Origin of the sequence: Bradyrhizobium sp. 179 (assembly GCF_023073535.1) — a bacterium.
In the GTDB taxonomy this organism is placed as follows: Bacteria; Pseudomonadota; Alphaproteobacteria; order Rhizobiales; family Xanthobacteraceae; genus Bradyrhizobium.
Genome location: NZ_JADPJR010000081.1, coordinates 188,066 through 209,564, shown reverse-complemented (window position 1 = coordinate 209,564; position 21,499 = coordinate 188,066). Strand labels below are relative to the sequence as shown.

Below are 21,499 nucleotides of genomic sequence, written 5' to 3'. Positions count from 1 at the left end.
GGCGAACAATGATTAGGATCATTCTTTCTGGCGTCGCCTCAGTCCTGTTCATCCAAGCAGCCATTGGCCAACAGTACGGCACCGCAAGTGAGGCGCGCGCCATGCTTGAAAGGGTCGTCTCCGGCATTAAGGCCGACTCGGCTGCAACAATCGAAAAAATCAATAAGAGCGACCCGAGCTTCAGCGACCGAGACTTGTATCCGACCTGCGCGGGCCCGGACGGCAAGATGGTGGCCAATCCCAACCGTGCGCGCCTCGGCCTTGTTCAGAAGGATAGTAAAGACGCCTCGGGCAAGCCGTATAGGGAAGAACTGGCGCGCGCCCAAGAGGGACTTTTTTCAGAAGTCAGCTATCTCTCGCCACGTCCCGGTGCTGACAAAACACCCGTTTCGAAGGTCGCTTTCGTTACGAAAATCGCGGGATACATTTGTCTTGTAGGGTGCTCACCATAGGTCGAGTGCCGTCTGGATTTTGCGCTGAGGGTCCTGCCTTTCAAGAAGATTATCCTGCAATCCATTTTGAGGTGTCGGAAATGCGTCGGTCTATTGCTATTACAACCATGTTGCTCAGCCTTCAGTCAGCCTCGGCGGGTCCAATGCCTCCGGATAAAGCTGAGGCGGTTAAGGCAATGGGCGCTGTGATAAATGCTCCCGAAACCGGGAAGTTGTACGCGCCGCTGCAAGCGAAAGAGCCGTATGAAAACGTAACAGTCGATCGAAACATCAAGTACGGCCAACACGAGCGAAATCTGCTGGACGTGTTTCGGGCAACGACCCCCGAGGCTCGTCCCGTTCTCATCTTCGTTCACAACGGCGGATACGAGAGGGGCGACAAGCGCGCCGGCTCAAGCCCCTACTATGACAATGTCATGTTGTGGGGCGACGAAGAATGGCATGGTCGGAGTCAACATGACCTACCGCCTCGCGCCCGACTATCCCTGGCCCGCGGCGGCGGCCGATGTCGCGTCGGCAGTGGCATGGACAAAGGAGAAAATCCGGGACTACGGGGGCGATCCAAATCGCATTTTTCTGATGGGGCACTCTGCCGGGGCATCGCACGTCGGCAGTTACCTAGCGCGCGCAGCCGTGCCCGTGGTCGTCGGTGCAATACTTGTGTCCGGCACATATGACCTTCGTCCCCAAATCGAAGTGGCGGGGCAGAAATCCTATTTCGGCGCGGATACCGAATTATGGCGGGAGCGATCCTCGCTAAATGGCTTGGCCCAATCAAAGCTGCCATTGTTAGTCGTGCGCGGAGAAATTGATGTTCCGTACTACATCGATCAAGCAGAAACTCTGAAGACTGCGATGTGTGCTAACAATCACTGTCAAACGTTTGCGGTGCTGAAAGGCCATAGCCACATGTCGGAAATTTACTCAGTGAATACGGAAGACACGACTCTTACAGATACAATCCTCGCGTTTGTAAAGGGACTGAAATAGTCGCGTCTGATTAGCGATCATCGGCGGCGGACGAATTCACATCGCGCCCCGTTCGCGCATTGGGCTTTATGGTGCGGGACTGCGGCACGCCGCGTAAACTTCGGGCATCTTTCGGTTAACGATGATGGCCGCTACTGGCCCGTAGTGACCAACTCCGAGAATACCGTTTAGGTCGGGCCCGGCATTCCGGCCACCGTTGGTTGGCCACCCCCAAGTAGGCAGAGCGACGAATCACGAGCAGTCGGGGTGCCCAGTTCGGACACGCTCCAACGCCTTCGCATAATTACTCGCGTTGCCAGGCGGGCAAATCACGCCACATGTAAGTCAAGGGCAGGGGACGGAAAAATTCCGATTGACCGAATTCGTGTTTTCGGGTAAACCGCAAAACATCCCGGCCCGTCAAAGGGACGTTTCGCGATCGTCACGATACGTCGGCCGGGATGCGATGGACGCGGCAGCGCCGGCGCGTGACGAGGTGGCAGGGCGGGCTAGGCCTGTGAGCCATCGCGATCCGCGGGATCGACACGGCGCGGTCACAGCGTTTCCTTTCGAGTTCGGGGGCGAGCACGCGCGAGCTTCCGAATGGGTTTGGGAGGGACGTCCGCGGACGGCAAAAGTGTGTGGTCCTGACGCCGGGGGTCTGTGCGTCAAGGCTTGCGGTGGTGAAGCGGCCCGACCGGGCGCGTGCATCTTTGATCCGCAAGGCGACGGGGGCAATAGTGCATCGCTCCCCGAGGAGAGCGCGCCATAGGCCGTAAAACCATTGCGCAGGGAAGGCCGGGGATGTCCCGGCGTCACCTGTGGTCACCCCGCGTGCGTTTTTCGCGTGCGGACCCTGGGTGCCAGCCGGCGCCCGGCCTTCCCTGCGCCCTCTCTTCCTTCTCGATGAGGGTGAAGACGGATAGCAAACCTCGGGCCCTGCGCCGCGAGCGCGAGAACGTGTGTGCGCGCCGCTCTGCGAGACCCATCCCTGCCACGGTCAGCCATGTTGCCGCGCCGCCACCAAGTTCATCTTGCACTGCGGCAGAAAAATATCGCACACTCGCTCCTGCCGGGCATCCAAGCGAGCTCGAACCAAGGAGCGAGCCATGTCCCTCCAGACCATACCATCCGACGCCACCGAGCATCGCCCCAACCGTCCCGAGGACGTCCAGGCCATGGAGGCCGAGGCCCGGCTGCGGGACGACATCCGCCTGCTCGGGCGCATCCTGGGCGATACCGTGCGCGACCAGGAGGGCGCCGAATTGTTCGATCTGGTCGAGCGGATCCGCCAGACCTCGATCCGATTTCACCGCGACGAGGACCGGCTCGCCCGCCGCGAGCTCGAGCAGATCCTCGATGGCATGTCGATCTCCGAGACCGTGCGGATCGTCCGCGCTTTCAGCTATTTCTCCCATCTCGCCAACATCGCCGAGGACCAGAACAACATCCGGCAGATGCGCGCCCGCACTGCGGGCAAGAACGGCGGCTCCGGCGTGCTGGCGGAAACGCTCGCCCATGCCAAGGCGGCGGGCATCGGCCCCGACGCGCTGCGCAATTTCTTCAAGACCGCACTGGTCAGTCCGGTGCTGACCGCGCACCCGACCGAGGTCCGCCGCAAGAGCACCATGGACCGCGAGATGGAGATCGCAGCCCTGCTCGATCGCCGCGAGCGCGTCGCCCTGACCGCCGAGGAGGCCGCCGCCAGCGACGAGCAGCTGCGCCGCGAGGTGCTGACGCTGTGGCAGACCAACCTTTTGCGGCGGACCAAGCTCACGGTGCTCGACGAGGTCGCCAACGGCCTGGCGTTCTACGACTACACCTTCCTGCGCGAGGTGCCGCGCCTGATCAACGCGCTCGAAGATCGGCTGCAGGAGGGCGGCGAGCAGGCGGCGGGCGAGCTCGCCTCGTTCCTGCGCATGGGCAGCTGGATCGGCGGCGACCGCGACGGCAATCCCTTCGTCACCGCCGACGTCATGCGCGGCACGCTGCGGTTGCAGTCGAGCCGGGTGATGCAGTTCTATCTCAACGAGCTGCACGTGCTCGGCTCCGAGCTGTCGATCGCCGCGCATCTCGCCGATGTCTCCGAGGAGCTGCGCACGCTGGCGGAGCGCTCGCCGGATACTTCGCCGCACCGAAGCGGCGAGCCTTATCGCCTCGCGGTCTCCGGCATCTATGCGCGCCTCACCGCGACCGCCGAAAAGCTGGAAGTCGAGATCACGCGGCGGCCGGTCGGCAAGGGCAAGCCTTACGAGAGCGTCCGGGAGCTGCAGGCCGATCTCGACGTGCTGCACCGCTCGCTGATCTCGAACAACGCCCGCGTCATCGCCCGCGGCCGGCTGCGGCTGCTCCGGCGCGCGGTGGATTGCTTCGGTTTCCATCTGGCGCGGCTCGACATCCGCCAGAACTCTGCCGTGCATGAGCGCACCATTGCCGAGCTGATAGATGCTGCCAACCCCGGCATGTCCTATCTCGCGCTCGGCGAGGACGCCCGCATTTCGCTGCTCACCAACGAATTACGCTCGACGCGCGCGCTGGTCTCGCCATTCGTCAAGTACAGCGACGAGACCATGGGCGAGCTCAACGTGTTCCATGCCGCCGCGGAAGCGCATGCGAAGTTCGGTTCGGACGCGATTCCCCAATGCATCATCTCGATGTGCAAGGGCATGTCGGACATGCTCGAGGTCGCGGTGCTGCTCAAGGAGGTCGGCCTCGTCCATCCCTCCGGCCGCAGCGCCATCAATATCGTCCCCCTGTTCGAGACCATCGAGGATTTACAGGCCTCCAGCAGCATCATGGACCGCATGCTGTCATTGCACGATTACCGCCGCCTCGTCGACAGCCGCGGCTGCGTGCAGGAGGTCATGCTCGGCTATTCCGACAGCAACAAGGATGGCGGCTTCGTCACCTCGGGCTGGGAGCTCTACAAGGCCGAGATCGGTCTCGTCGACGTGTTCGAGCGTCACGGCGTGCGCCTGCGCCTGTTCCACGGCCGCGGCGGCTCGGTCGGCCGCGGTGGTGGTCCGAGCTATGATGCCATCATCGCGCAGCCCGGCGGAGCGGTGAACGGCCAGATCCGCATCACCGAGCAGGGCGAGATCATCTCGTCGAAATATTCCAACGCCGAGGTCGGTCGCAACAATCTGGAGATCCTCGCTGCGGCGACGCTGGAGGCGAGTCTGCTGAATCCGCGCCAGAGCGCGCCGCGCCGCGAATATCTGACCGCGATGGACGAATTGTCGAAACTTGCCTTCAGGGCTTATCGCGGCCTCGTCTACGAGACCGATGGCTTCGTCGACTACTTCTGGTCATCGACCGTGATCAACGAGATCGCGACGCTCAACATCGGCAGCCGCCCGGCCTCGCGCAAGAAGACGCGCGCGATCGAGGATTTGCGCGCCATCCCGTGGGTATTCTCCTGGGCGCAATGCCGCCTGATGCTGCCGGGCTGGTACGGTTTTGGCAGCGCGGTCGAGCAGTGGATCGCCGAGCATCCCGACAAGGGCATGCCGTTCCTGAAGGAGCTCTACCAGGAGTGGCCGTTCTTCCGCATGCTGCTCTCGAACATGGACATGGTGCTGGCGAAAAGCTCGATCGCGATCGCCTCGCGCTATGCCGAGCTCGTGCCGGACGAAGCCCTGCGCGAAAAAATCTTCGGCCGCATCCGCCGCGAATGGCATTCCTGCATCGAGACGCTGCTCGACATCATGGGCCAGGATCGGTTGCTTCAAAGCAACCCGCTGCTGGAGCGCTCGGTGCGCCACCGCTTCCCCTATCTCGATCCGCTCAACCACGTCCAGGTCGAGCTCTTGAAGGAGCATCGCGCGCAGAACCCGGACGAGCAGGTGCTGCGCGGGATCCAGCTCACGATCAACGGCATCTCGGCGGGCTTGCGGAATACGGGGTGACCTCGTCGTTCCGGGACGATGCGAAGCATCGAACCCGGAACCTCGAGATTCCGGGTTCGGCTCTTCGAGCCGCCCCGGAATGACGGCACTATCTCACGGCTTCATCGCGCCCTGCACGCTGGTGTAGACGGCATAGAGCGATGTCGAGCCGCAAATATAGAGCCTGTTTCGCTGCTGGCCGCCGAAGCACAGATTGGCGACTGTTTCCGGAATATGGATCTTGCCGAGCAATTCGCCCGATGGCGTATAGCAGCGCACGCCGTCTTCGTTCGGGTCGCCCCAGCCCACCGAACACCAAACCCGTCCTTCAGTGTCGCAGCGGACGCCGTCGGTGATGCTCGGTTTTGGCATGTCAGCGAAGACCTTGCTGTTCGACACCTTTCCCCCGGCCACGTCGAGATCGAACACGCGGATATGGGACGGGTTGTCCGGCCCATCGGTGAACCCGGTGTCGCAGATGTAGAGCTTCTTCTCATCCGGCGAGATAGCGAGCCCGTTGGGCTCCACAAAATCGTCGACGACGACTTTGACCTCTCCGGACTTCGGATCGACCCGGTAGACGTTCTTCTTGTCCTGCTCGGGCTCGGCCTTGATCCCTTCATAGAAGCCGCCGATCCCGTAGGCAGGATCGGTGAACCAGATCGCGCCATCGGCCGTCACCACCGCATCGTTGGGCGAGTTCAATCGCTTGCCGTTGAACTTGTCGGCGATGATGGTGATCGAGCCGTCGAGTTCGGTCCGAGTCACGCGCCGACCGCTATGCTCGCATGTGATCAGACGTCCTTCGCGATCGATGGTGTTGCCGTTCGAGTTCATCGAGGGCTGACGGTAGACGCTGAGGTGACCGTCATCCTCGGAGAAGCGCATGATGCGGTTGTTCGGAATGTCGCTGAACAACAGGTAGCGCCCGGCGGCGAAATACACCGGACCCTCGGCCCAGCGGAAGCCGGTGGCGACCCGCTCGACGGCCATGGTGCCGGCGAAGGCCGGAAAGCCGGAGGGCCCGAAGGATGGCGGCCCCTTCTTGGTGGATTCCAGGTGGGAGTCCGGATAGCGGCTGCCCGGCAGTGGTCCCAAAGGCAACGGCGCCGTCGATCTCGTCGGCGCGCCTGTCTGGCCCAAGGGCGCGACGGAGGCTGCCAAGGCCGCGTTCATGGTAACGCCCGTCGCCGCGACTGCGGCCGCCGCGCCCTTCAACAGGGTGCGGCGCGCGAGAGAGGGTTCGCTGGATTCGGCAGAAATGGTCAGTGGTTTCGTCATAGTCGCCTCCCATTTTTTTGTTGGGAGGAAAACCATCCGCCTGCAATCGGGCGTAAAGCGGGCGATCCCGGCCGAACAACTGGAGACCGCGATGCAGCAATAGCTTGGACTCCAGCTAGACGGGATCCCAGGTGAAGATGTCGGCCGAGCGGTCGAGCTTGTAGAACGATCCCTTCAGTGCCGGCATGCCGTGTTCCGCGATCGACTGCGGCGTCCAGCCGTCGCTTCGCTGCACCGAGCGGATCGGACGGTTCTGGCTGAACAGGAAGATCTCGTTCATGCGCACGCCAAAGATCTGCCCGGTGACGTCCCTGGCGGAATCGCCCAGCAGATAGCCGCAGAGCGGGGCGATCTTCTCCGGTCCCATCTGCTTGATCTTCTCGACCCGCGCTTTTTCGGCTTCGGTCTCGGTCGGGATGGTGCCGATCATGCGGGTCCAGGCGAACGGCGAGACGCAGTTGGAGCGAACGTTGAAACGGCCCATGTCGAGCGCGATCGACTTGGACAGGCCGACGATGCCGAGCTTGGCGGCGGCATAGTTGGCTTGGCCGAAATTGCCGATCAGGCCGGAGGTCGAGGTGAAATGGACGAAGGAGCCCGACTCCTGCTCGCGGAAGATCCGCGCCGCGGCGTGGGAGACATAGAACGAGCCCATCAAATGCACCTTGATGACCGCCTCGAAGGCCTCCACGCTCATCTTGTGGAAGATCATGTCGCGCAGGATGCCGGCATTGTTGACGACGCCGTCGAGCCGGCCGAAATGGTCGGTCGCGGTCTTCACGATCTTGCTCGCGGGAATGGCTTCGGCCACCGACTCGAAATTGGCAACGGCAATGCCGCCGCGCTTCTTGATCTCCTCGACCACTTCTTCGGCGGGCGCCGCGTTCGAGCCGGCCCCATCAGCGGCGGCGCCGGGATCGTTGACGACGACCTTGGCGCCTTCCGCGGCGCAAAGCAGCGCGATCTCCCGCCCGATGCCGCGGCCTGCGCCGGTGACGATGATGACCTTGTCTTGCAGTGATTTCGTCATGTGGGTTCTCCGTGTTGTTTCCGCGGTCGCGGCAACCCCAGTTCGTCACGCGCGGGCTTGACCCGCGCATCCATCTTCAGAAGAGGATGGATTGCCGGGTCAAGCCCGGCAATGACGGCTGGGCATTGCCGAGCCGCCTTACCTCTCGTTCGTAAACACGATCGTGCCACTCGCCGCGAACATGCCGCCGACGCCGTGGCACACCGAAACCTTCGCGTTCGGCACCTGTGCCGGCGCGATGCCACGCATCTGCCGCACGCTCTCCTGGAGCGCGTACATGCCGTACATGCCCGAATGCATATAGCTCAAGCCACCGCCATTGGTGTTGAGCGGCAGCTTAGCCCCGGGCCGCGTGTTGCCGTCCGCAATGAACTTGCCCGTTTCCTCATAGGGCATGAAGCCGAGGTCGCCGAGCCCGAACAGCGGCAGATGTGCAAACGCGTCGTAGATCATGAGATGGTCGACGTCCTTGTGCGCGATGCCGGCCTCCTTGAAGGCGAGGGGCCCTGCGGTCTTGAACGCGCGCGAGGAATTGAACGTCTCCATCTGGCTGACCATCGGTGTTTCCACGCTCTCGCCAGTGCCCATGATGTAGACCGGCTTCCTCGGAAAATCCTTGGCTCGGTCGGCCGAGGTCAGGATCAGCGCGCCGCCGCCGTCGGTGACGAGGCAGCACTGGAGCAGGCGGAACGGATAGGCGATCATGCGCGAGTTGAGCACGTCCGCGACCGTGATCGGCTCCTTCATCATCGCGCGCGGGTTTTTGGCCGCCCATTCCCGCTGCACCACCGCGACCGAAGCGAGCTGCTCGTGCGTGATGCCGTAGGTCTTCATGAAGCGCAGCACGGGGATCGGGAACATGCTGGGCGGGCCGTAGACCCCATAGGGCGCCTCGAACTGGCCGTTAAGGCTGTCTGCCGGCGTCGAGCGCGGCAATTTGCCGATCATCGACTTGCCGCTCTCGGCATGGGTGATCAGCACGGTCTTGCACAGGCCGGCCTCGATCGCCGCGGCCGCGTGGCGCACGTGCAGCATGAAGGAGCAGCCGCCGACGGAAGTGCCGTCCACCCAGGTGGGCTTGATGCCTAGATAATGGCAGACCTGCTGTGGCGTTTCGACCGCGGTCGCAAATCCGTCGATGTCGGAGAGCTTCAGCCCGGCATCGGCAATAGCATTGAGCGCCGCGTCGGCGTGGAGCTGGAGCTGCGAGGCATTGGGGATGACACCGAGCTCGGTGGTCTCGGCCGCGCCGACGACGGCAACCTGGTTCTTGCGCATGGCTTAGCCCTTCGCCGGACGAAAGACGGGAAGGGTGATGTTGTCGTCGAGCTTCTCAAAGGCGACCTCGAGCTTCATATCGAGCTCAAGCGCTTCTGGCGTCTGCGGACAGTCGATGATGTTGCTCATCATTCGCGGCCCCTCATCGAGCTCGACCACGGCGATCGCGTAAGGCGGCGTGAAGCCGGGCGCAGCGGGACGGTGGTTGATCACGTAGCTGTAGAGAAAACCATTGCCGCTCGCCTTGAACACCGAGACCTTGCGCGAGGCGCAGGACGGACAGAACGGGCGCGGCGGGAAGTAGATATGCGCGCAGGCGTCGCAGCGCTGGAGGCGCAATTCGCCCGCCTTCGTGCCGTCCCAGAAATGCTGGGTCTCTGGCGTGGGTTTCGGTCGCGCGCGCTGCGGTTCGGCCATATCGGCAGCTCCTCCCAAGAGACAGGCTTCGCGCCCGCCTGTTTCGATCTTGATGCGACAATCGACTATAGTGCGTCAACGGTCCAGCAATGCGCATGCATGCCATCATGCGCACAATGCTTGTGTCGACCTCGGCCGGCGCTATAGATTGCGCGCGCCAATATTCCGTGAGACAGACATGCCCGATTTTCCGACACTGGCGAAGCTCGCCGGAGACCTCGAAGGCGGCCGCACGACCTCCCGTAAGCTGGTGGAGGCGTGCATCGCCAGGATCGCCGATCCGGCCGGCGAAGGCCAGCGCGCCTTCATCCATGTCGACAAGGATGCTGCGCTCGCGGCCGCTGACGCGATGGACGGCTTGCGCAAGGCCAACGCGGCGCCGTCGCGCTATGCCGGCATCCCGATCTCGATCAAGGATCTCTTCGACATCAGGGGCCAGGTGACGCGCGCCGGCTCCCGCGCGCTCGACGATTCCTCACCGGCCGAGCAGGACGCGGTCGCAGTGGCCCGGCTGCGCAAAGCCGGTTTCGTCGTGATCGGGCGCACCAACATGACCGAGTTCGCCTATTCCGGCATCGGCATCAATCCGCACTATGGGACGCCGAAGGGCGCCTGGAACCGGGCAGAGGGCCATGTGCCCGGCGGCTCGTCCTCGGGCGCGGCAGTGTCCGTGCTCGATGGCATGGCGCATGGCGCCCTCGGCACCGACACCGGCGGCTCCTGCCGGATTCCGGCCGCCTTCAACGGCATCGTCGGCTACAAGCCGACGCAGCGCCGTGTGCCGCTCGACGGCGCGGTGCCGCTGTCGTTCTCGCTCGATAGCATCGGGCCGCTGGCGCGATCGGTCAGTTGCTGTGCCATACTCGACGCGGTGCTGGCCAACGAGCCGATCGTTCCGCTCAAGCCGCGGCCGATCCAGGGCTTGCGGCTGGCGGTACCGACCACGATCGCGCTCGACGACCTCGATGCACAGGTCTCCGAGACTTTCGAGCGCGCGCTGAAGGCGCTCGCCGATCACGGCGCCATGGTCGAGCGCATCGAAATGGCTGAATTCCGCGATATCGGCCCGATGAACGCCAAAGGCGGCTTTGCAGCTTCCGAAAGCTATGCCTGGCATCGCTATCTCATCACAGCGAAGGGCGACGTCTATGATCCCAGGGTCGCCGTGCGCATCATGCGCGGCGAGGTGCAGAGCGCGGCCGATTACATCGATCTGCTCAACGAGCGCCGCTCGCTGATCGCCCGCGTCAATGCGCGGATTGCGCCTTATGACGCGCTGGTGCTGCCGACGACGCCCAACACACCGCCGAAAATCGCCGATCTCGCCAACGACCAGGCATTCGCCCGCGAAAATCTCCGCGCCTTGCGTAATTGCAGCCTGATCAACCTGATCGACGGCTGCGCCATCTCGCTGCCTGCGCATCGCGAGGGCCACGTTCCTGTCGGCTTGATGCTGGCGGGGGCGGGCGGGACCGATCGCCGCATCTTCGAGCTTGCTGCCGGCATGGAGGCCGTAATCCGTGTTTGACCTGACCTTCACCGTCGACGCCCAGGACACCACAACGCCGCTGACGCTGGCGATCGACAAAGCCGTCATCGCCGGCTGGACCGGCCGCGATCCCGTCGCGCGCGACAAGCACATCGCCGAGCTCGAGGCCGTCGGCATCGCCCGGCCGGCCTCAACGCCGATCTACTATCGCGTCTCGGCGCGGCGGCTGACGATGGAAGACCGCATCGAATGCACCGGCGGCGATTCGTCCGGCGAGGTGGAGTTCGTGCTGCTCGGGTGGCAGGGCCGCATCTTCGTCGGCTGCGGCTCCGATCACACCGACCGCAAGGTCGAGGCCTATAACGTCACAGTGTCCAAGCAGATGTGCGACAAGCCGATCGCGTCGACGCTGTGGGAGCTCGAGGACGTCATCGGCCATTGGGACAAGATGATCCTGCGCTCCTACGCCACGATCAACGGCGAGCGCGTGCTCTATCAGGAGGGCACCCTCGACGCCATGCTCCCGGTCACTGAGCTCATCGCACGCGGCTTTCCGGGCGGGAAGCTGCCCGACGGCTGCGCCATGTTCGGCGGCACCTTCGCCGCTAAGGGCGGCATCCGCCCTGCCGACCGGTTCGAATTCGAGCTGGAAGATCCCGTGCTGAAGCGAACGATCAAGCACGGCTATGACGTGGTGATGCTGCCCGTGAGGGGTTAATGCTCTCAACCATCATTGCGAACGCAACTATCTCCGCGTCATTGCGAGGAGTCCTTGCGACGAAGCGATCCAGACTGGTGCCGCGGCGGGATTGTGGATTGCTTCGCGAAGCTCGCATTGACAGTCATCGGAAATCGGGTGGCAGGGTGAACCTCGGACTGCAAAGGTGATTGTTATGACAATGACCGCACGCAAATCACCCCAGAAGCCATCCGCCGACCTTTCCGCCCACGTCAACGCCCTCGACTGGCCGCAAATCACCGCCGAACTCGACGCCCAGGGTTGCGCCGTCCTGAAAGACCTGCTGACGCCGGAGCAATGCCGTAGTATCGCCGCGCTCTATCCAGACGACACGCACTTCCGCAGCCGCATCGTCATGGGGCGCCACGGCTTTGGCCGCGGCGAATACAAGTACTTCTCTTACCCGCTCCCCGACCCGATTGCGCAATTGCGCCCGGCGCTTTATGCGCGGCTTCAGGGCGTCGCCAATCGCTGGAACGAGGCGATGGGGATCGACATCCGCTATCCGGCCGCGCATGCGGCGTTCCTCAAGCGCTGCCACGAAGCAGGCCAGAGCCGGCCGACGCCGCTGCTGCTGCAATATGAGGCCGGCGACTACAATTGCCTGCACCAGGATCTGTATGGTGAGCATGTGTTCCCGATCCAGGTCGCGATCCTGCTGTCAGAGCCGGGGCGCGACTTCGCCGGCGGCGAGTTCGTGCTGACCGAGCAGCGGCCGCGCATGCAGTCGCGCGCCGAGGTGGTGCCGCTGGCGCAGGGCGACGCTGTCGCCTTCGCCGTGCATCACCGCCCGGTGCAGGGGACACGCGGGACATACCGGGTTAACTTGCGTCACGGCGTCAGCCGGATTCGCTCCGGCCAGCGCCACACGCTGGGTGTGATCTTCCATGATGCCAAATGAGTGAGGCGATTGACTGCGGATTTGTTCGATAGCGTCGCCGAGGCGCAGCCATCGCGCGAGGAGATCGCCGACGGCGCCGTGCTTCTGCGCGGCTTCGTCACGCCGATCGAGAGCGAGCTGATCGAAGCCGTGCGCGCCATCGTGGCGCAATCGCCGTTTCGGCGCATGACCACGCCCGGCGGCTATCAGATGTCGGTGGCGATGACCAATTGCGGCGAGCGCGGCTGGATCACCGATCACACCGGCTATCGCTATGATCCGATCGATCCGCGAACCGGCGCGCATTGGCCGGCGATGCCCGCAGTGTTCCGTGATCTCGCCCGCCGCGCGGCGGAGCAGGGCGGCTTCAAAGACTTCGCGCCCGATGCCTGCCTCGTCAACCGCTACGAGCCCGGCACGCGGCTGTCGCTGCATCAGGACAAGGACGAGCTCGACTATTCGGCCCCGATCGTCTCGGTCTCGCTCGGCCTGCCCGCAACCTTCCTGTTCGGCGGCATGGCGCGTAGCGACAAGCTGCGGCGTTTCCGGCTCGTCCATGGCGACGTCGTGGTCTGGGGCGGGACTAGCAGGCTCGCTTATCACGGCGTCGCGCCGCTCGCCGACGGCGAGCACGCGCTGCTCGGCCAGGAGCGAATCAATTTGACGTTTCGACAAACACGCTAGTCCATCCCCTCATCGTGAGGAGCTTGCGAAGCAAGCGTCTCGAAGGATGAAGGCCCGAGCCGCCGCAGCGGAGGCCCTCATGGTTCGAGACGGCGCTTCGCGCCTCCTCACCATGAGGACAACTACGGCTTTGGCGGGTGAATGAACGCCCAGGGACTGACTTCGGAGTCCCGCGTCACTTCCACCGAGATCAGATATGGCCCGCCATGTGCCAGCGCCTTTTCCATCGCCGCCTTGAACTGGTCCAGGGCGGTGACGCGCGCAGCGGCAACGCCGAAGGATTCGGCGAGCTTGACGAAATCCGGATTGACGAGATCCGACGCCACCACGCGGCCTTCAAAACGTTCGCGCTGGTCGCGCCGGACATTGCCGTAGGCGTTGTTGTTGAACACCAGCGTCACCACGCCGATGTTGAACTGCACGGCGGTCGAGAGCTCCTGCACGCCGAACATGAAGCCGCCGTCGCCGGTGATGGCGACGACGGGTTTGTCAGGGTTCGCGACCTTGGCGCCAAGCGCGGTCGGAAAGCCCGAGCCGAGCGTGCCCTGATAGCCTGACGTGATAAAGGTGCGCGGCTGATAGACCGGAAAGCCGTACCAGGAGGCGAAGCCGAACTGCGATAATTCATCTGTCACGATCGCATTCGCCGGCAGCACCTCGCGCAGGATGTTGAGATACGCCATCTGCGGCTGGATGCGCTGGATTTCCTGTTGCGCGGTTGCGGTGGCCTCGCGGATGTCTCCCCGCCGGCCGCGGCTTCTCGCATAGCCGGCCTTCTTCACGGCGGTGACGAGATCGGCCGTGCCAGCCTTGGCATCGGCGACAATGGCGGTATCGGAGGCGAGCCGGCGCATCTCGGCCGGATCGATATCGATCCGAATGGATCTCAATCCCTTCGGCTGATACGGCCAGCGAAAGCCAGAGGCCGGCAGCTCCGCGCGGGTGCCGATTGCGATCATCAAATCAGTGTTCGACCACAGCTTATAGGCCGCGGCCATGGTGAGTCCGAGTTCGTGCGCATTGGAGACGATGCCGCGGCCGCTGCGGAAGGCAACGACGGGCGCATCGATCATCTCGGCGAGCTCGAGGATCTCCTCGCGCGCCCCGATCGCGCCGCTGCCGACGAAGATCATCGGCGCCTTGCTGGTCTTGATCAGCGCGGCGGCCTGCTTGATCAGGTCAGGATCAGGCTGCGGCGCGGGCAGCGGCTCCAGCACCTGTGCGGCCGCGGTTTCGGCGCGCTGGGTGAAGACGTCCCAGGGCATCTCGACAGACGCAGGCCCGCGCCGCCCCGACATCATCTCCTGAAAGGCGCGCGCGACGACCGTCGGCGCATTGCCGGGATATTCGACACGATCTGCCCATTTCACATAGGTGCGCAGGGTCGCGAGCTGGTCCGGCATCTCGTGCAGATGGCCGCGACCCTTGCCCAAAAATGGCGTCGGCACCTGGCCGGTGACGCAGAGCACCGGCTCGTTGCAGCCGAACGCGGTGAGCAACGCCGCGCTGGCGTTGAGCACGCCGGGGCCGGGCACCACGCTGAACACGCCGGGCTTGTCGCTGGAGCGCGCATAGCCGAACGCCATGTAGCCGCAGGCCTGCTCGTGCCGCGCGCCGATCACCTTGAGCTGGGCCTGGTGGAAGGCATCGAACAGGCCGTAGACCTGCGCGCCGGGCAGGCCGAACACGGTGTCGACGCCGTGGGCGACGAGGCCGCTTACGATCGCTTCGCCGCCGGTGAGGGTGGTCATGGTGCTATTCCACTTCGATGGTTGATCAGGCTTCGTCGACGACGCCGTTGCGCAAAAGCCCGATGCCTTCTGCTTCGATCTCGATCACGTCGCCGGGCTTCAGGTAGCGCGGCGGATCGAACCGCGCGCCGGCACCGGTCGGCGTGCCCGTGACGATGATGTCGCCGGGGACGAGGGTGGCAAAGGTCGAGATATAGCTGATGAGGTAGCGGAACGGGAACATCAAGCGGCTGGTGCGATCGTCCTGCCTGAGCTCACCGTTGACATGCGTGGTGAGGCGAATGTCGGCGATCTGGGATTCCGTTGTGTAGGGCACGAGCCATGGCCCAAGGCTGCCGCTGGAATCAAAGTTCTTGCCCTGCGTCACGTTAAACTTGGCATGACGCAGCCAGTCGCGCACCGAGCCTTCGTTGCAGAGTGTGAGCGCGGCGATGTGATCGAGCGCTGCGCTTTCCGGAATATGCCGGCCTTCCTTGCCGATCACCAGCACGATCTCGCCTTCATAGTCGAGCTGAGCGGAGGCGCGCGGCCGCACCAGCGGCGTGCCATGGCCGACGAAGGAGCGTGGGCTCCGCATGAACATGCTCGGGTATTTCGGCGCGTCCTGGCCGTCCTTGTACTCGGCGTTGCGGTCGGGATAGTTGACGCCGATGCAGATGATCTTTTCCGGCGCGGGCACTGGCGGCAGAAAGGTGATCTCGCGGAGGGCATGATCCGGCGTGCGGCCTGCGGCTTCCTCAGCAAAGCTCGTCAGCTTCCCGGCCGCGATCACCTCGCGCAGCGTCGGAAAATCCTTGGCGTGGCGCGCGGAGAGATCGACCACGCCGCTATGGACGACCGCGCCGTAGCGCGTTGCCCCCTTGACGGAATAGGTGGCGAGGCGACGGAGTGTCATCAGTCTGCCACCAGCACGTCGGCCACGAATTTCGGCTCGCGCACGGCATGGCCAGTGAAGGGCGAGCCCTGCTCGAACCAGGAGCGCGGCGCGGGGGCACCCCACAGCGTCTGCCGGCGCGGATCGCGCAGCGACCAGCGCAGCGGCTCGTGGTCGTGATCGCCCGTGAAGTAGTCGCTGGTGTAGAGCTCGAGCCGGTGGCCGTCAGGGTCGCGCACATAAAGGAAGAACGCATTCGAGATGCCGTGGCGTCCGGGGCCGCGCTCGATGTTCTTCACGAAGCCCTGGGAGGCCATAACGTCGCAGAGATGGATGATGTTCATCGCCGTCGGCGTCCAATAGGCGAAGTGGTGCAGGCGAGGGCCCTTGCCGTTGGTGATGGCGAAGTCGTGGACGTTGCCCTTGCGATGCATCCAGGCTGCGGCGATACGTCCGTTCGGTCCGTCCTCCTCGGCATATTCGGTCAGGCGGAAGCCGAGCCGGGCGTAGAAATCGAGGGTGTCCTGCACCTCGGCGGCGAAGACGTTGAAATGGTCGAGCCGCTGCGGGTGGCAGCCTCTGTAGAGATCGTAGCGGCGCAAGAGGTGTGGGCGTCGGTCCATCGCTGCATAGAGCTCGATCTGGAAACCGAAGGGATCCGTGAATTGCAGAGTGCGGCCCTGGAACGGCTGGTCCGCGAAGCCGTAGGCGAGACCGTTCTCGGACAGGAATGCGGCCGCCTTGTCGAGATCCTTGTCGTTGCCGACCTTAAAGCCGAGCCGCGCGCAGGCGGGCGCTGCGGCCTTGCGCAGGACGAGCGAGTGATGCTGATGCTCTTCAGCTCCGCGCAAATAAACGACATTGTCGTCGGCGTCCTCCACATGCAGGCCAACGCTGGTCTCGTAGAACTCGCGGCTCAGCTTCAGATCGGTGACGTCGAGCACGACATGGCTGGAGCGGATGATGTTGAACGGCGGCTCGAAGACGTGTTGCGGTATGGGCATTTGCGTTTCCCCTCTCTCGGCTTCGTCATTCCGGGGCGTGCGAAGCACGAACCCGGAATCCATTCATCCACGAACTCTGCTGCACAATGGATTCCGGGTTCGGCTCTTCGAGCCGCCCCGGAATGACACTGCGTTAAATTCCCAATTTCTGAATCTTGTGCGTGCCCCGCGCCAGCGAGACGTGCTTGGTTTCCATGTAGAAGTCGAACGAATAGTCGCCGCCGTCGCGGCCGATGCCTGAGGCCTTCATGCCGCCGAACGGCGTCGGCAGGTGGCGGACGTTTTCCGAGTTCAGCCAGATCATGCCGGCCTCCAGCGCGTCCGCGACGCGCAGGGCGCGGCCCATGTCGTTGGTCCAGACATAGCCGGTGAGGCCATAGCGAATGTCGTTGGCGATCTCGATCGCGTCCGCCTCGTCACGGAACGGCAACACGGTCAGGAAGGGGCCGAACACCTCCTCCTGCGCCACCCGCATCTTGCCATGCGCACCGGTCACCAGCGTCGGCTCGACGTAATGTCCGCCGCCGGGGCCGTCACAGGGCTTGCCGCCGACCGCGATCGTCGCGCCGTCCTGGCGCGCGACGTCGAAATAAGAGCAAACTTTTGCGAGGTGACGCTGGTGGATCAGCGGCCCGATCTCGGTTGCGGGATCGAGGGGGTGGCCGACCTTCAGCGCCTTCACGCGCGCGGTCAGCTTCTCCACGAATGTCTCGGCGATGCTCTGCTGAATCAGCAGGCGGCTGGAGGAGGTGCAGCGCTCGCCATTGAGCGAGTAGATCATGAACACCACCGCATCGAGCGCGCGGTCGAGATCGGCGTCATCGAACACGATCACGGGGTTCTTGCCGCCGAGCTCGAAATGCACGCGCTTCAAGGTCGGCGCGCCCTGGATCATGATCGCCGAGCCCGTCGCACTCTCGCCGACGAAGCCGATCGCCTTGATGGCGGGATGCTCGGTCAACGCCTTTCCGGCCTCTTCACCAAAGCCGTGCACGGTGTTGAGCACGCCATCGGGAATGCCGGCATCCTTGACGAGCTTCGCCAGAATGGAGGCCGTCACCGGTGACCACTCGGCGGGCTTGTGCACGACGGTGCAGCCGGCTGCCAGGGCAGGGGCGATCTTCCAGGTCGAGAGCATGAACGGCGTGTTCCACGGCGTGATCACGCCGACTGGGCCGATCGGCACGCGCGTCGAGACATTCCAGTGCTCGTCGCTCGGCGTGTTGAGGCCGTCGCGCGCCTCGGCGCATTTGTCGGCGAAGAACCGAAAATTCTCGGCGGCGCGGACGGCGGCCTTGGCCATGAAGCGATAGGCTTGGCCGGTGTCGATGCATTCGAGCACCGCGATGTCATCGGCATTGTCCTCGATCGCGTCGGCGACCCGATGCAGCAGCTTGCGCCGCATAGCCGGGCCCATATCGCGCCAGGATTTGAAGGCCAGCGCGGCAGCAGTGGCCGCACGATCGATGTCCTCGGCGTTGCCGCGGGCGACGCTCGCGAGCGTCGCGCCATCGATCGGCGACTTGGTCTCGAAGGTCTCGCCAGAGATCGAGGGCACGATCTTGCCGTCGATCGTGTGACCGATGCCGTCCGCGCGGAGCGTTTTCAGCAGCGGTGCGAGGCGGTCGCGGTTGGCCTGGAACACGTCGGCTTTTGGCGCGGGCTTATCCATTTGCGGCCTCCACTTTCAGGGCGTCGTGGATGTTGTTGCGCTTCCAGCTCGTGTCCTTGTCGTTGATCTGCATGTCGAACGACAAGGCGAACTTGCTGGCAGCGAAGACGGGATCGAGATGTTTTGAGAGCGCCTGGAACACGTGCTCGCCGGCTTTCTGGCGCGTCTTGAGATCGCGGCCCTCGCCGATGCGCAACACCATGTCGAGAAAGCCGTAGTCCTGCCGCGCGTCCGCGATCGCGTAATGCTCGCACCTGACGGCGCGAACGCGGATGCCGCCGAGCGGGAAGATGCCGGTCTCGACCGCTGCCTTGCGCACGACTTCACATACCAAACCCATGTCGAGGCGGCCGTCGAGATTGGCGGAATATTCGATGGTGAAATGCGGCATCGCGGTTTCACTCCCTGTCTTCTTGTCCGCCTAAGCGAAGTAGCAGCTCACCGAGCCGTAGGCGCCATAATCGGCCTGAATTGTGTCGCCCTTGCGGGTCTCGATCGGGCGGATGAAGGAGCCGGCGAGCACGACCTGTCCGGGCTCCAGCGCATGGCCGAGCGGTGCGATCTTGTTCGCGAGCCAGGCCACGGCGGTTGCGGGATGGTTGAGCACCCCGGCGGCAAGTCCGGTTTCCTCGAGCTGGCCATTCCGGAAACACAGCGCGCCGATCCAGCGCAAATCGGCGTCCAGCGGCCGTATCGGCCGCCCGCCGAGCACGATGCCGGCATTCGCCGCGTTGTCGGCGATGGTGTCGAAAATCTTCCGCGCCGCTTTGGTCCTGGCATCAACGCGCTCGATGCGGGTGTCCAAGATCTCCAGCGCCGGCACCACGAAGTCGGTGGCGTTGAGCACGTCGAACATCGTGCAGCCGGGTCCTGAAAGGCGCTTGCTCATCACGAAGGCGAGCTCCGCCTCGACGCGAGTCGCGATGAAGCGCTCGGTCGGAACGAGGCCGCCGTCAGCAAAGAACATATCGTCGAGCAGCACGCCGGAATCCGGCTCGTCGATATCGAGCGCACTCTGCATCGCCTTCGAGGTCAGTCCGATCTTGTGACCTTTGACGATGCGCTCCTCGGCAATCTTGACGTCGACCCAAGCCTTCTGAATCGCGTAGGCGTCAGCGATGGTGATCCCAGGAAAATCCTGCGAGAGCTGCCGGATCTGCGTGCGAGTCTTCTCCGCCTGGTGCAGACGCCTTGCGCAAGCTTGGATATCGTCGTTGGAAAGCGCCATTTGTGATCTTACAAATCGTGGTGCCCGGAGATACTTAACATGTTAAGTGAATGCGTCAAACACAATTCGCTCTTGCTGCATTGCAAACATGTTGCGGCTTGAAAGGGTATCATGACGAAGAAACCCGCCGATCCCGCCGGCGAAAGCACGCCTGCCGCGCGGCAGGTGCCGATGCGCGACTTCTCGCGTTCACTGCCGATGTCGCTGCTGCGGGCACGCGAGGCGGTGATGCGGCAATTCCGCCCCTCACTGCGCGAGCACGGCTTGACCGAGCAGCAATGGCGCATCCTGCGCGCGCTGGCCGCCATCGAGGCGGCCGAGGTTACGGAACTCGCGCGCACGGCGTTCCTGCTCGGGCCGAGCCTCTCACGCATCCTGCGCGACCTCGAAGCGCGCAATCTGATCGAGCGCAAGACCGCCACGGCGGACCAGCGCCGCAGCATGGTCTCCATCTCGAAAGAAGGCTTGAAGCTGATGGCCTCCGTGGCTCCGACGTCGGAGGCGATCTATGCCGAGATCACGCGACGCTTTGGCGGGCGCAAACTCGTTGAATTGCAGGACATGCTAGGCGAGCTCGAACAGAGTCTCGCAGGGCTCGGCAGCGGCGAGGAGGCAAGTGCCGAGGAGTGAAAGCTGATATGCGCGAGCGCGCGGCGCGAGCCATGGACATGGCCGCGTTTTTTCGCTCAAAGTGCCGCCCAAGCCGATCGCTGCAAAATCGGCGCCGGGTAGAGGTAAGCAGACCGTCATGGTCACCATTCAAGTCCAGAAGCTGATCGACTTCGTCAGCGAGGTCTTTGCGCATGCGCAGTCCTCGCCGGAGGAAGCCAGGCGCATCGCCAGCTATCTCACCACAGCGAATCTGACCGGCCACGACAGTCACGGTGTGATCCGCGTGCCCGTCTATATCCGTTGGCAGAAATCCGGCGCGGTCGTGCCCAACCAGAACGCGGAAGTGGTGCTGGACACGCCCTCCCTCGCGGTGGTCGACGGCAAGTTCGGCTACGGCCAGACCGTGACGCCGCAGGCGGTTCGGATCGGCATCGACAAGTGCAGGAAGGCGGGGCTTGCCGCGGTCGCGCTGCGCAACGCCGGCCATATCGGCCGTGTCGGCGACTGGGCCGAGATGGCTGCCGCCGAAGGGCTGATCTCGGTGCACTTCGTCAATGCGGCGGGCTCGCTGCTGGTGGCGCCGTTCGGCGGCGTCGAGAAACGGCTGTCGACTGCGCCATATTGCGTCGGCATCCCCCGCGCGGGTCAGGATCCGATCGTGCTGGACTTCGCGACTTCGGTCGTCGCCGAAGGCAAGGTGCTGGTCGCAAGCCGTGGCGGCAAAAAGCTGCCGAAGGGCGCGCTGGTCGATTCCGACGGCAGCCTGAGCGAGGACCCAGTCGTGCTCTACGGCCCCTACACGCCGGAGGGACCGCGCGATCATACCAAGGGCACAGGCGCCATCCGTGCCTTCGGCGAGCACAAGGGATCGGGGCTCGCCTTCATATGCGAGCTCTTGGGCGGTGCGCTGACTGGAACCGGGGCCACATCGGGCGGGCGGCGCTTTGCCAACGGCATGCTGGCGTTCTATGTCGATCCGAAGGTGGTCGATACCTCCAACCTTTTCGACGGCGAAGTCTCGCGCTATGTCGATTTCATACGCGCCACCAAGCCGATGGCCGACATCGATCAGGTGCTGATTCCCGGCGATCCCGAGCGGAAAACCCGCGCGGAACGCACGAAACACGGCATCCCCTTGCCGGATGACACCTGGGCGGCAATAGTGAACACCGCCCGCGAGGTCGGCGTCAGCGAAGTCAGCATCCAAAGGGCGACCGCATAGGTCTTGCGCCCTTGGAGCGTAGCGCGGCGA

19 protein-coding genes are annotated in these 21,499 nt (G+C 64.0%); 9 read left to right on the top strand and 10 right to left on the bottom strand.

Annotation, left to right across the window (positions count from 1 at the left end; genetic code table 11):
• The first annotated feature begins 8 nt into the window (after positions 1-8).
• The 3 genes from IVB12_RS20645 (at position 9) to ppc (ending at position 5,329) form a co-directional block, all read left to right on the top strand.
• Positions 9-452 carry a cache domain-containing protein gene (locus IVB12_RS20645; protein ID WP_247301373.1) on the top strand — a complete coding sequence of 148 codons (444 nt, stop codon included), beginning with the start codon at positions 9-11 and terminating at the stop codon, positions 450-452.
• 456 nt (positions 453-908) lie between these two features.
• Entirely contained in the window at positions 909-1,442 is a 534-nt protein-coding gene (locus IVB12_RS20640; protein ID WP_247301372.1) for an alpha/beta hydrolase fold domain-containing protein, read from the top strand.
• A gap of 1,088 nt (positions 1,443-2,530) precedes the next feature.
• The gene (gene ppc / locus IVB12_RS20635; RefSeq protein ID WP_247301370.1) at positions 2,531-5,329 is read left to right on the top strand and encodes a phosphoenolpyruvate carboxylase; all 2,799 of its coding nucleotides are present in this window, start codon (positions 2,531-2,533) and stop codon (positions 5,327-5,329) included.
• Positions 5,330-5,422: 93 nt separating this feature from the next.
• Here ppc and IVB12_RS20630 read toward each other — a convergent pair whose 3' ends face one another.
• The 4 genes from IVB12_RS20630 to IVB12_RS20615 all read right to left on the bottom strand — a co-directional run bounded on the left by IVB12_RS20630 (position 5,423) and on the right by IVB12_RS20615 (position 9,314).
• Positions 5,423-6,589: an SMP-30/gluconolactonase/LRE family protein gene (locus tag IVB12_RS20630; protein WP_247301368.1), complete on the bottom strand. Its 1,167-nt coding sequence runs from the start codon at positions 6,587-6,589 to the stop codon at positions 5,423-5,425.
• A gap of 115 nt (positions 6,590-6,704) precedes the next feature.
• Positions 6,705-7,619, bottom strand: a complete 915-nt coding sequence (locus tag IVB12_RS20625; RefSeq protein ID WP_247301366.1) for an SDR family oxidoreductase — start codon at positions 7,617-7,619, stop codon at positions 6,705-6,707.
• A 138-nt stretch (positions 7,620-7,757) separates the two neighbouring features.
• Positions 7,758-8,897 (bottom strand): thiolase, encoded by a 1,140-nt coding sequence (locus IVB12_RS20620; RefSeq protein WP_247301364.1) that lies wholly within the window; start codon positions 8,895-8,897, stop codon positions 7,758-7,760.
• Positions 8,898-8,900: 3 nt separating this feature from the next.
• On the bottom strand, positions 8,901-9,314 hold the full coding sequence (locus tag IVB12_RS20615) for a Zn-ribbon domain-containing OB-fold protein (protein WP_247276049.1): 414 nt from the start codon (positions 9,312-9,314) through the stop codon (positions 8,901-8,903).
• Positions 9,315-9,492: 178 nt separating this feature from the next.
• Between IVB12_RS20615 and IVB12_RS20610 the strand changes: the two genes are divergently transcribed.
• The 4 genes from IVB12_RS20610 (at position 9,493) to alkB (ending at position 13,106) form a co-directional block, all read left to right on the top strand.
• Complete coding sequence (locus tag IVB12_RS20610) at positions 9,493-10,842, top strand: amidase (protein WP_247301362.1); 1,350 nt, start codon at positions 9,493-9,495, stop codon at positions 10,840-10,842.
• Positions 10,835-11,521, top strand: coding sequence for a DUF2848 domain-containing protein (locus tag IVB12_RS20605; protein ID WP_247301360.1), 687 nt, complete (start codon positions 10,835-10,837; stop codon positions 11,519-11,521). The genes IVB12_RS20610 and IVB12_RS20605 overlap by 8 nt, the downstream gene beginning before the upstream one ends.
• A 175-nt stretch (positions 11,522-11,696) precedes the next feature.
• Positions 11,697-12,443 carry a 2OG-Fe(II) oxygenase gene (locus IVB12_RS20600; RefSeq protein ID WP_247301359.1) on the top strand — a complete coding sequence of 249 codons (747 nt, stop codon included), beginning with the start codon at positions 11,697-11,699 and terminating at the stop codon, positions 12,441-12,443.
• Positions 12,444-12,452: 9 nt separating this feature from the next.
• Positions 12,453-13,106, top strand: coding sequence for a DNA oxidative demethylase AlkB (alkB, locus tag IVB12_RS20595; RefSeq protein WP_247301358.1), 654 nt, complete (start codon positions 12,453-12,455; stop codon positions 13,104-13,106).
• A gap of 122 nt (positions 13,107-13,228) precedes the next feature.
• On the opposite strand, the gene IVB12_RS20590 is transcribed toward alkB, so the two are convergent.
• From IVB12_RS20590 to hpaH, 6 genes are all read right to left on the bottom strand, one after another.
• Complete coding sequence (locus IVB12_RS20590; RefSeq protein WP_247301356.1) at positions 13,229-14,857, bottom strand: thiamine pyrophosphate-dependent enzyme; 1,629 nt, start codon at positions 14,855-14,857, stop codon at positions 13,229-13,231.
• A 25-nt stretch (positions 14,858-14,882) separates the two neighbouring features.
• Positions 14,883-15,752, bottom strand: coding sequence for a fumarylacetoacetate hydrolase family protein (locus IVB12_RS20585; protein ID WP_247301355.1), 870 nt, complete (start codon positions 15,750-15,752; stop codon positions 14,883-14,885).
• Complete coding sequence (gene hpaD / locus IVB12_RS20580) at positions 15,752-16,735, bottom strand: 3,4-dihydroxyphenylacetate 2,3-dioxygenase (protein WP_247301354.1); 984 nt, start codon at positions 16,733-16,735, stop codon at positions 15,752-15,754. The genes IVB12_RS20585 and hpaD overlap by 1 nt, the downstream gene beginning before the upstream one ends.
• Positions 16,736-16,868: 133 nt before the next feature.
• Positions 16,869-18,407: a 5-carboxymethyl-2-hydroxymuconate semialdehyde dehydrogenase gene (gene hpaE / locus IVB12_RS20575; RefSeq protein WP_247301353.1), complete on the bottom strand. Its 1,539-nt coding sequence runs from the start codon at positions 18,405-18,407 to the stop codon at positions 16,869-16,871.
• Complete coding sequence (locus tag IVB12_RS20570; RefSeq protein ID WP_247278926.1) at positions 18,400-18,798, bottom strand: 5-carboxymethyl-2-hydroxymuconate Delta-isomerase; 399 nt, start codon at positions 18,796-18,798, stop codon at positions 18,400-18,402. The genes hpaE and IVB12_RS20570 overlap by 8 nt, the downstream gene beginning before the upstream one ends.
• Positions 18,799-18,828: 30 nt before the next feature.
• Positions 18,829-19,635, bottom strand: a complete 807-nt coding sequence (hpaH, locus tag IVB12_RS20565; RefSeq protein ID WP_247301352.1) for a 2-oxo-hept-4-ene-1,7-dioate hydratase — start codon at positions 19,633-19,635, stop codon at positions 18,829-18,831.
• Between the two features lie 111 nt (positions 19,636-19,746).
• Here hpaH and hpaR point away from each other — a divergent pair, with 111 nt between their 5' ends.
• Both hpaR and IVB12_RS20555 read left to right on the top strand, forming a co-directional pair.
• Entirely contained in the window at positions 19,747-20,265 is a 519-nt protein-coding gene (gene hpaR, locus IVB12_RS20560; RefSeq protein WP_247301351.1) for a homoprotocatechuate degradation operon regulator HpaR, read from the top strand.
• Positions 20,266-20,383: 118 nt separating this feature from the next.
• Entirely contained in the window at positions 20,384-21,469 is a 1,086-nt protein-coding gene (locus IVB12_RS20555) for a malate/lactate/ureidoglycolate dehydrogenase (RefSeq protein WP_247301350.1), read from the top strand.
• Positions 21,470-21,499: the final 30 nt, after the last annotated feature.

Coding starts and splice junctions, on each gene's coding strand:
- IVB12_RS20630 (WP_247301368.1), bottom strand. CDS start 6,589: ATGACGAAACCACTGACCATTTCTGCCGAATCCAGCGAACCCTCTCTC.
- IVB12_RS20600 (WP_247301359.1), top strand. CDS start 11,697: ATGACAATGACCGCACGCAAATCACCCCAGAAGCCATCCGCCGACCTT.
- IVB12_RS20625 (WP_247301366.1), bottom strand. CDS start 7,619: ATGACGAAATCACTGCAAGACAAGGTCATCATCGTCACCGGCGCAGGC.
- hpaD (WP_247301354.1), bottom strand. CDS start 16,735: ATGCCCATACCGCAACACGTCTTCGAGCCGCCGTTCAACATCATCCGC.
- IVB12_RS20590 (WP_247301356.1), bottom strand. CDS start 14,857: ATGACCACCCTCACCGGCGGCGAAGCGATCGTAAGCGGCCTCGTCGCC.
- hpaE (WP_247301353.1), bottom strand. CDS start 18,407: ATGGATAAGCCCGCGCCAAAAGCCGACGTGTTCCAGGCCAACCGCGAC.
- IVB12_RS20620 (WP_247301364.1), bottom strand. CDS start 8,897: ATGCGCAAGAACCAGGTTGCCGTCGTCGGCGCGGCCGAGACCACCGAG.
- ppc (WP_247301370.1), top strand. CDS start 2,531: ATGTCCCTCCAGACCATACCATCCGACGCCACCGAGCATCGCCCCAAC.
- IVB12_RS20585 (WP_247301355.1), bottom strand. CDS start 15,752: ATGACACTCCGTCGCCTCGCCACCTATTCCGTCAAGGGGGCAACGCGC.
- hpaR (WP_247301351.1), top strand. CDS start 19,747: ATGACGAAGAAACCCGCCGATCCCGCCGGCGAAAGCACGCCTGCCGCG.
- IVB12_RS20645 (WP_247301373.1), top strand. CDS start 9: ATGATTAGGATCATTCTTTCTGGCGTCGCCTCAGTCCTGTTCATCCAA.
- IVB12_RS20555 (WP_247301350.1), top strand. CDS start 20,384: ATGGTCACCATTCAAGTCCAGAAGCTGATCGACTTCGTCAGCGAGGTC.
- IVB12_RS20610 (WP_247301362.1), top strand. CDS start 9,493: ATGCCCGATTTTCCGACACTGGCGAAGCTCGCCGGAGACCTCGAAGGC.
- hpaH (WP_247301352.1), bottom strand. CDS start 19,635: ATGGCGCTTTCCAACGACGATATCCAAGCTTGCGCAAGGCGTCTGCAC.
- IVB12_RS20615 (WP_247276049.1), bottom strand. CDS start 9,314: ATGGCCGAACCGCAGCGCGCGCGACCGAAACCCACGCCAGAGACCCAG.
- IVB12_RS20570 (WP_247278926.1), bottom strand. CDS start 18,798: ATGCCGCATTTCACCATCGAATATTCCGCCAATCTCGACGGCCGCCTC.
- IVB12_RS20640 (WP_247301372.1), top strand. CDS start 909: ATGACCTACCGCCTCGCGCCCGACTATCCCTGGCCCGCGGCGGCGGCC.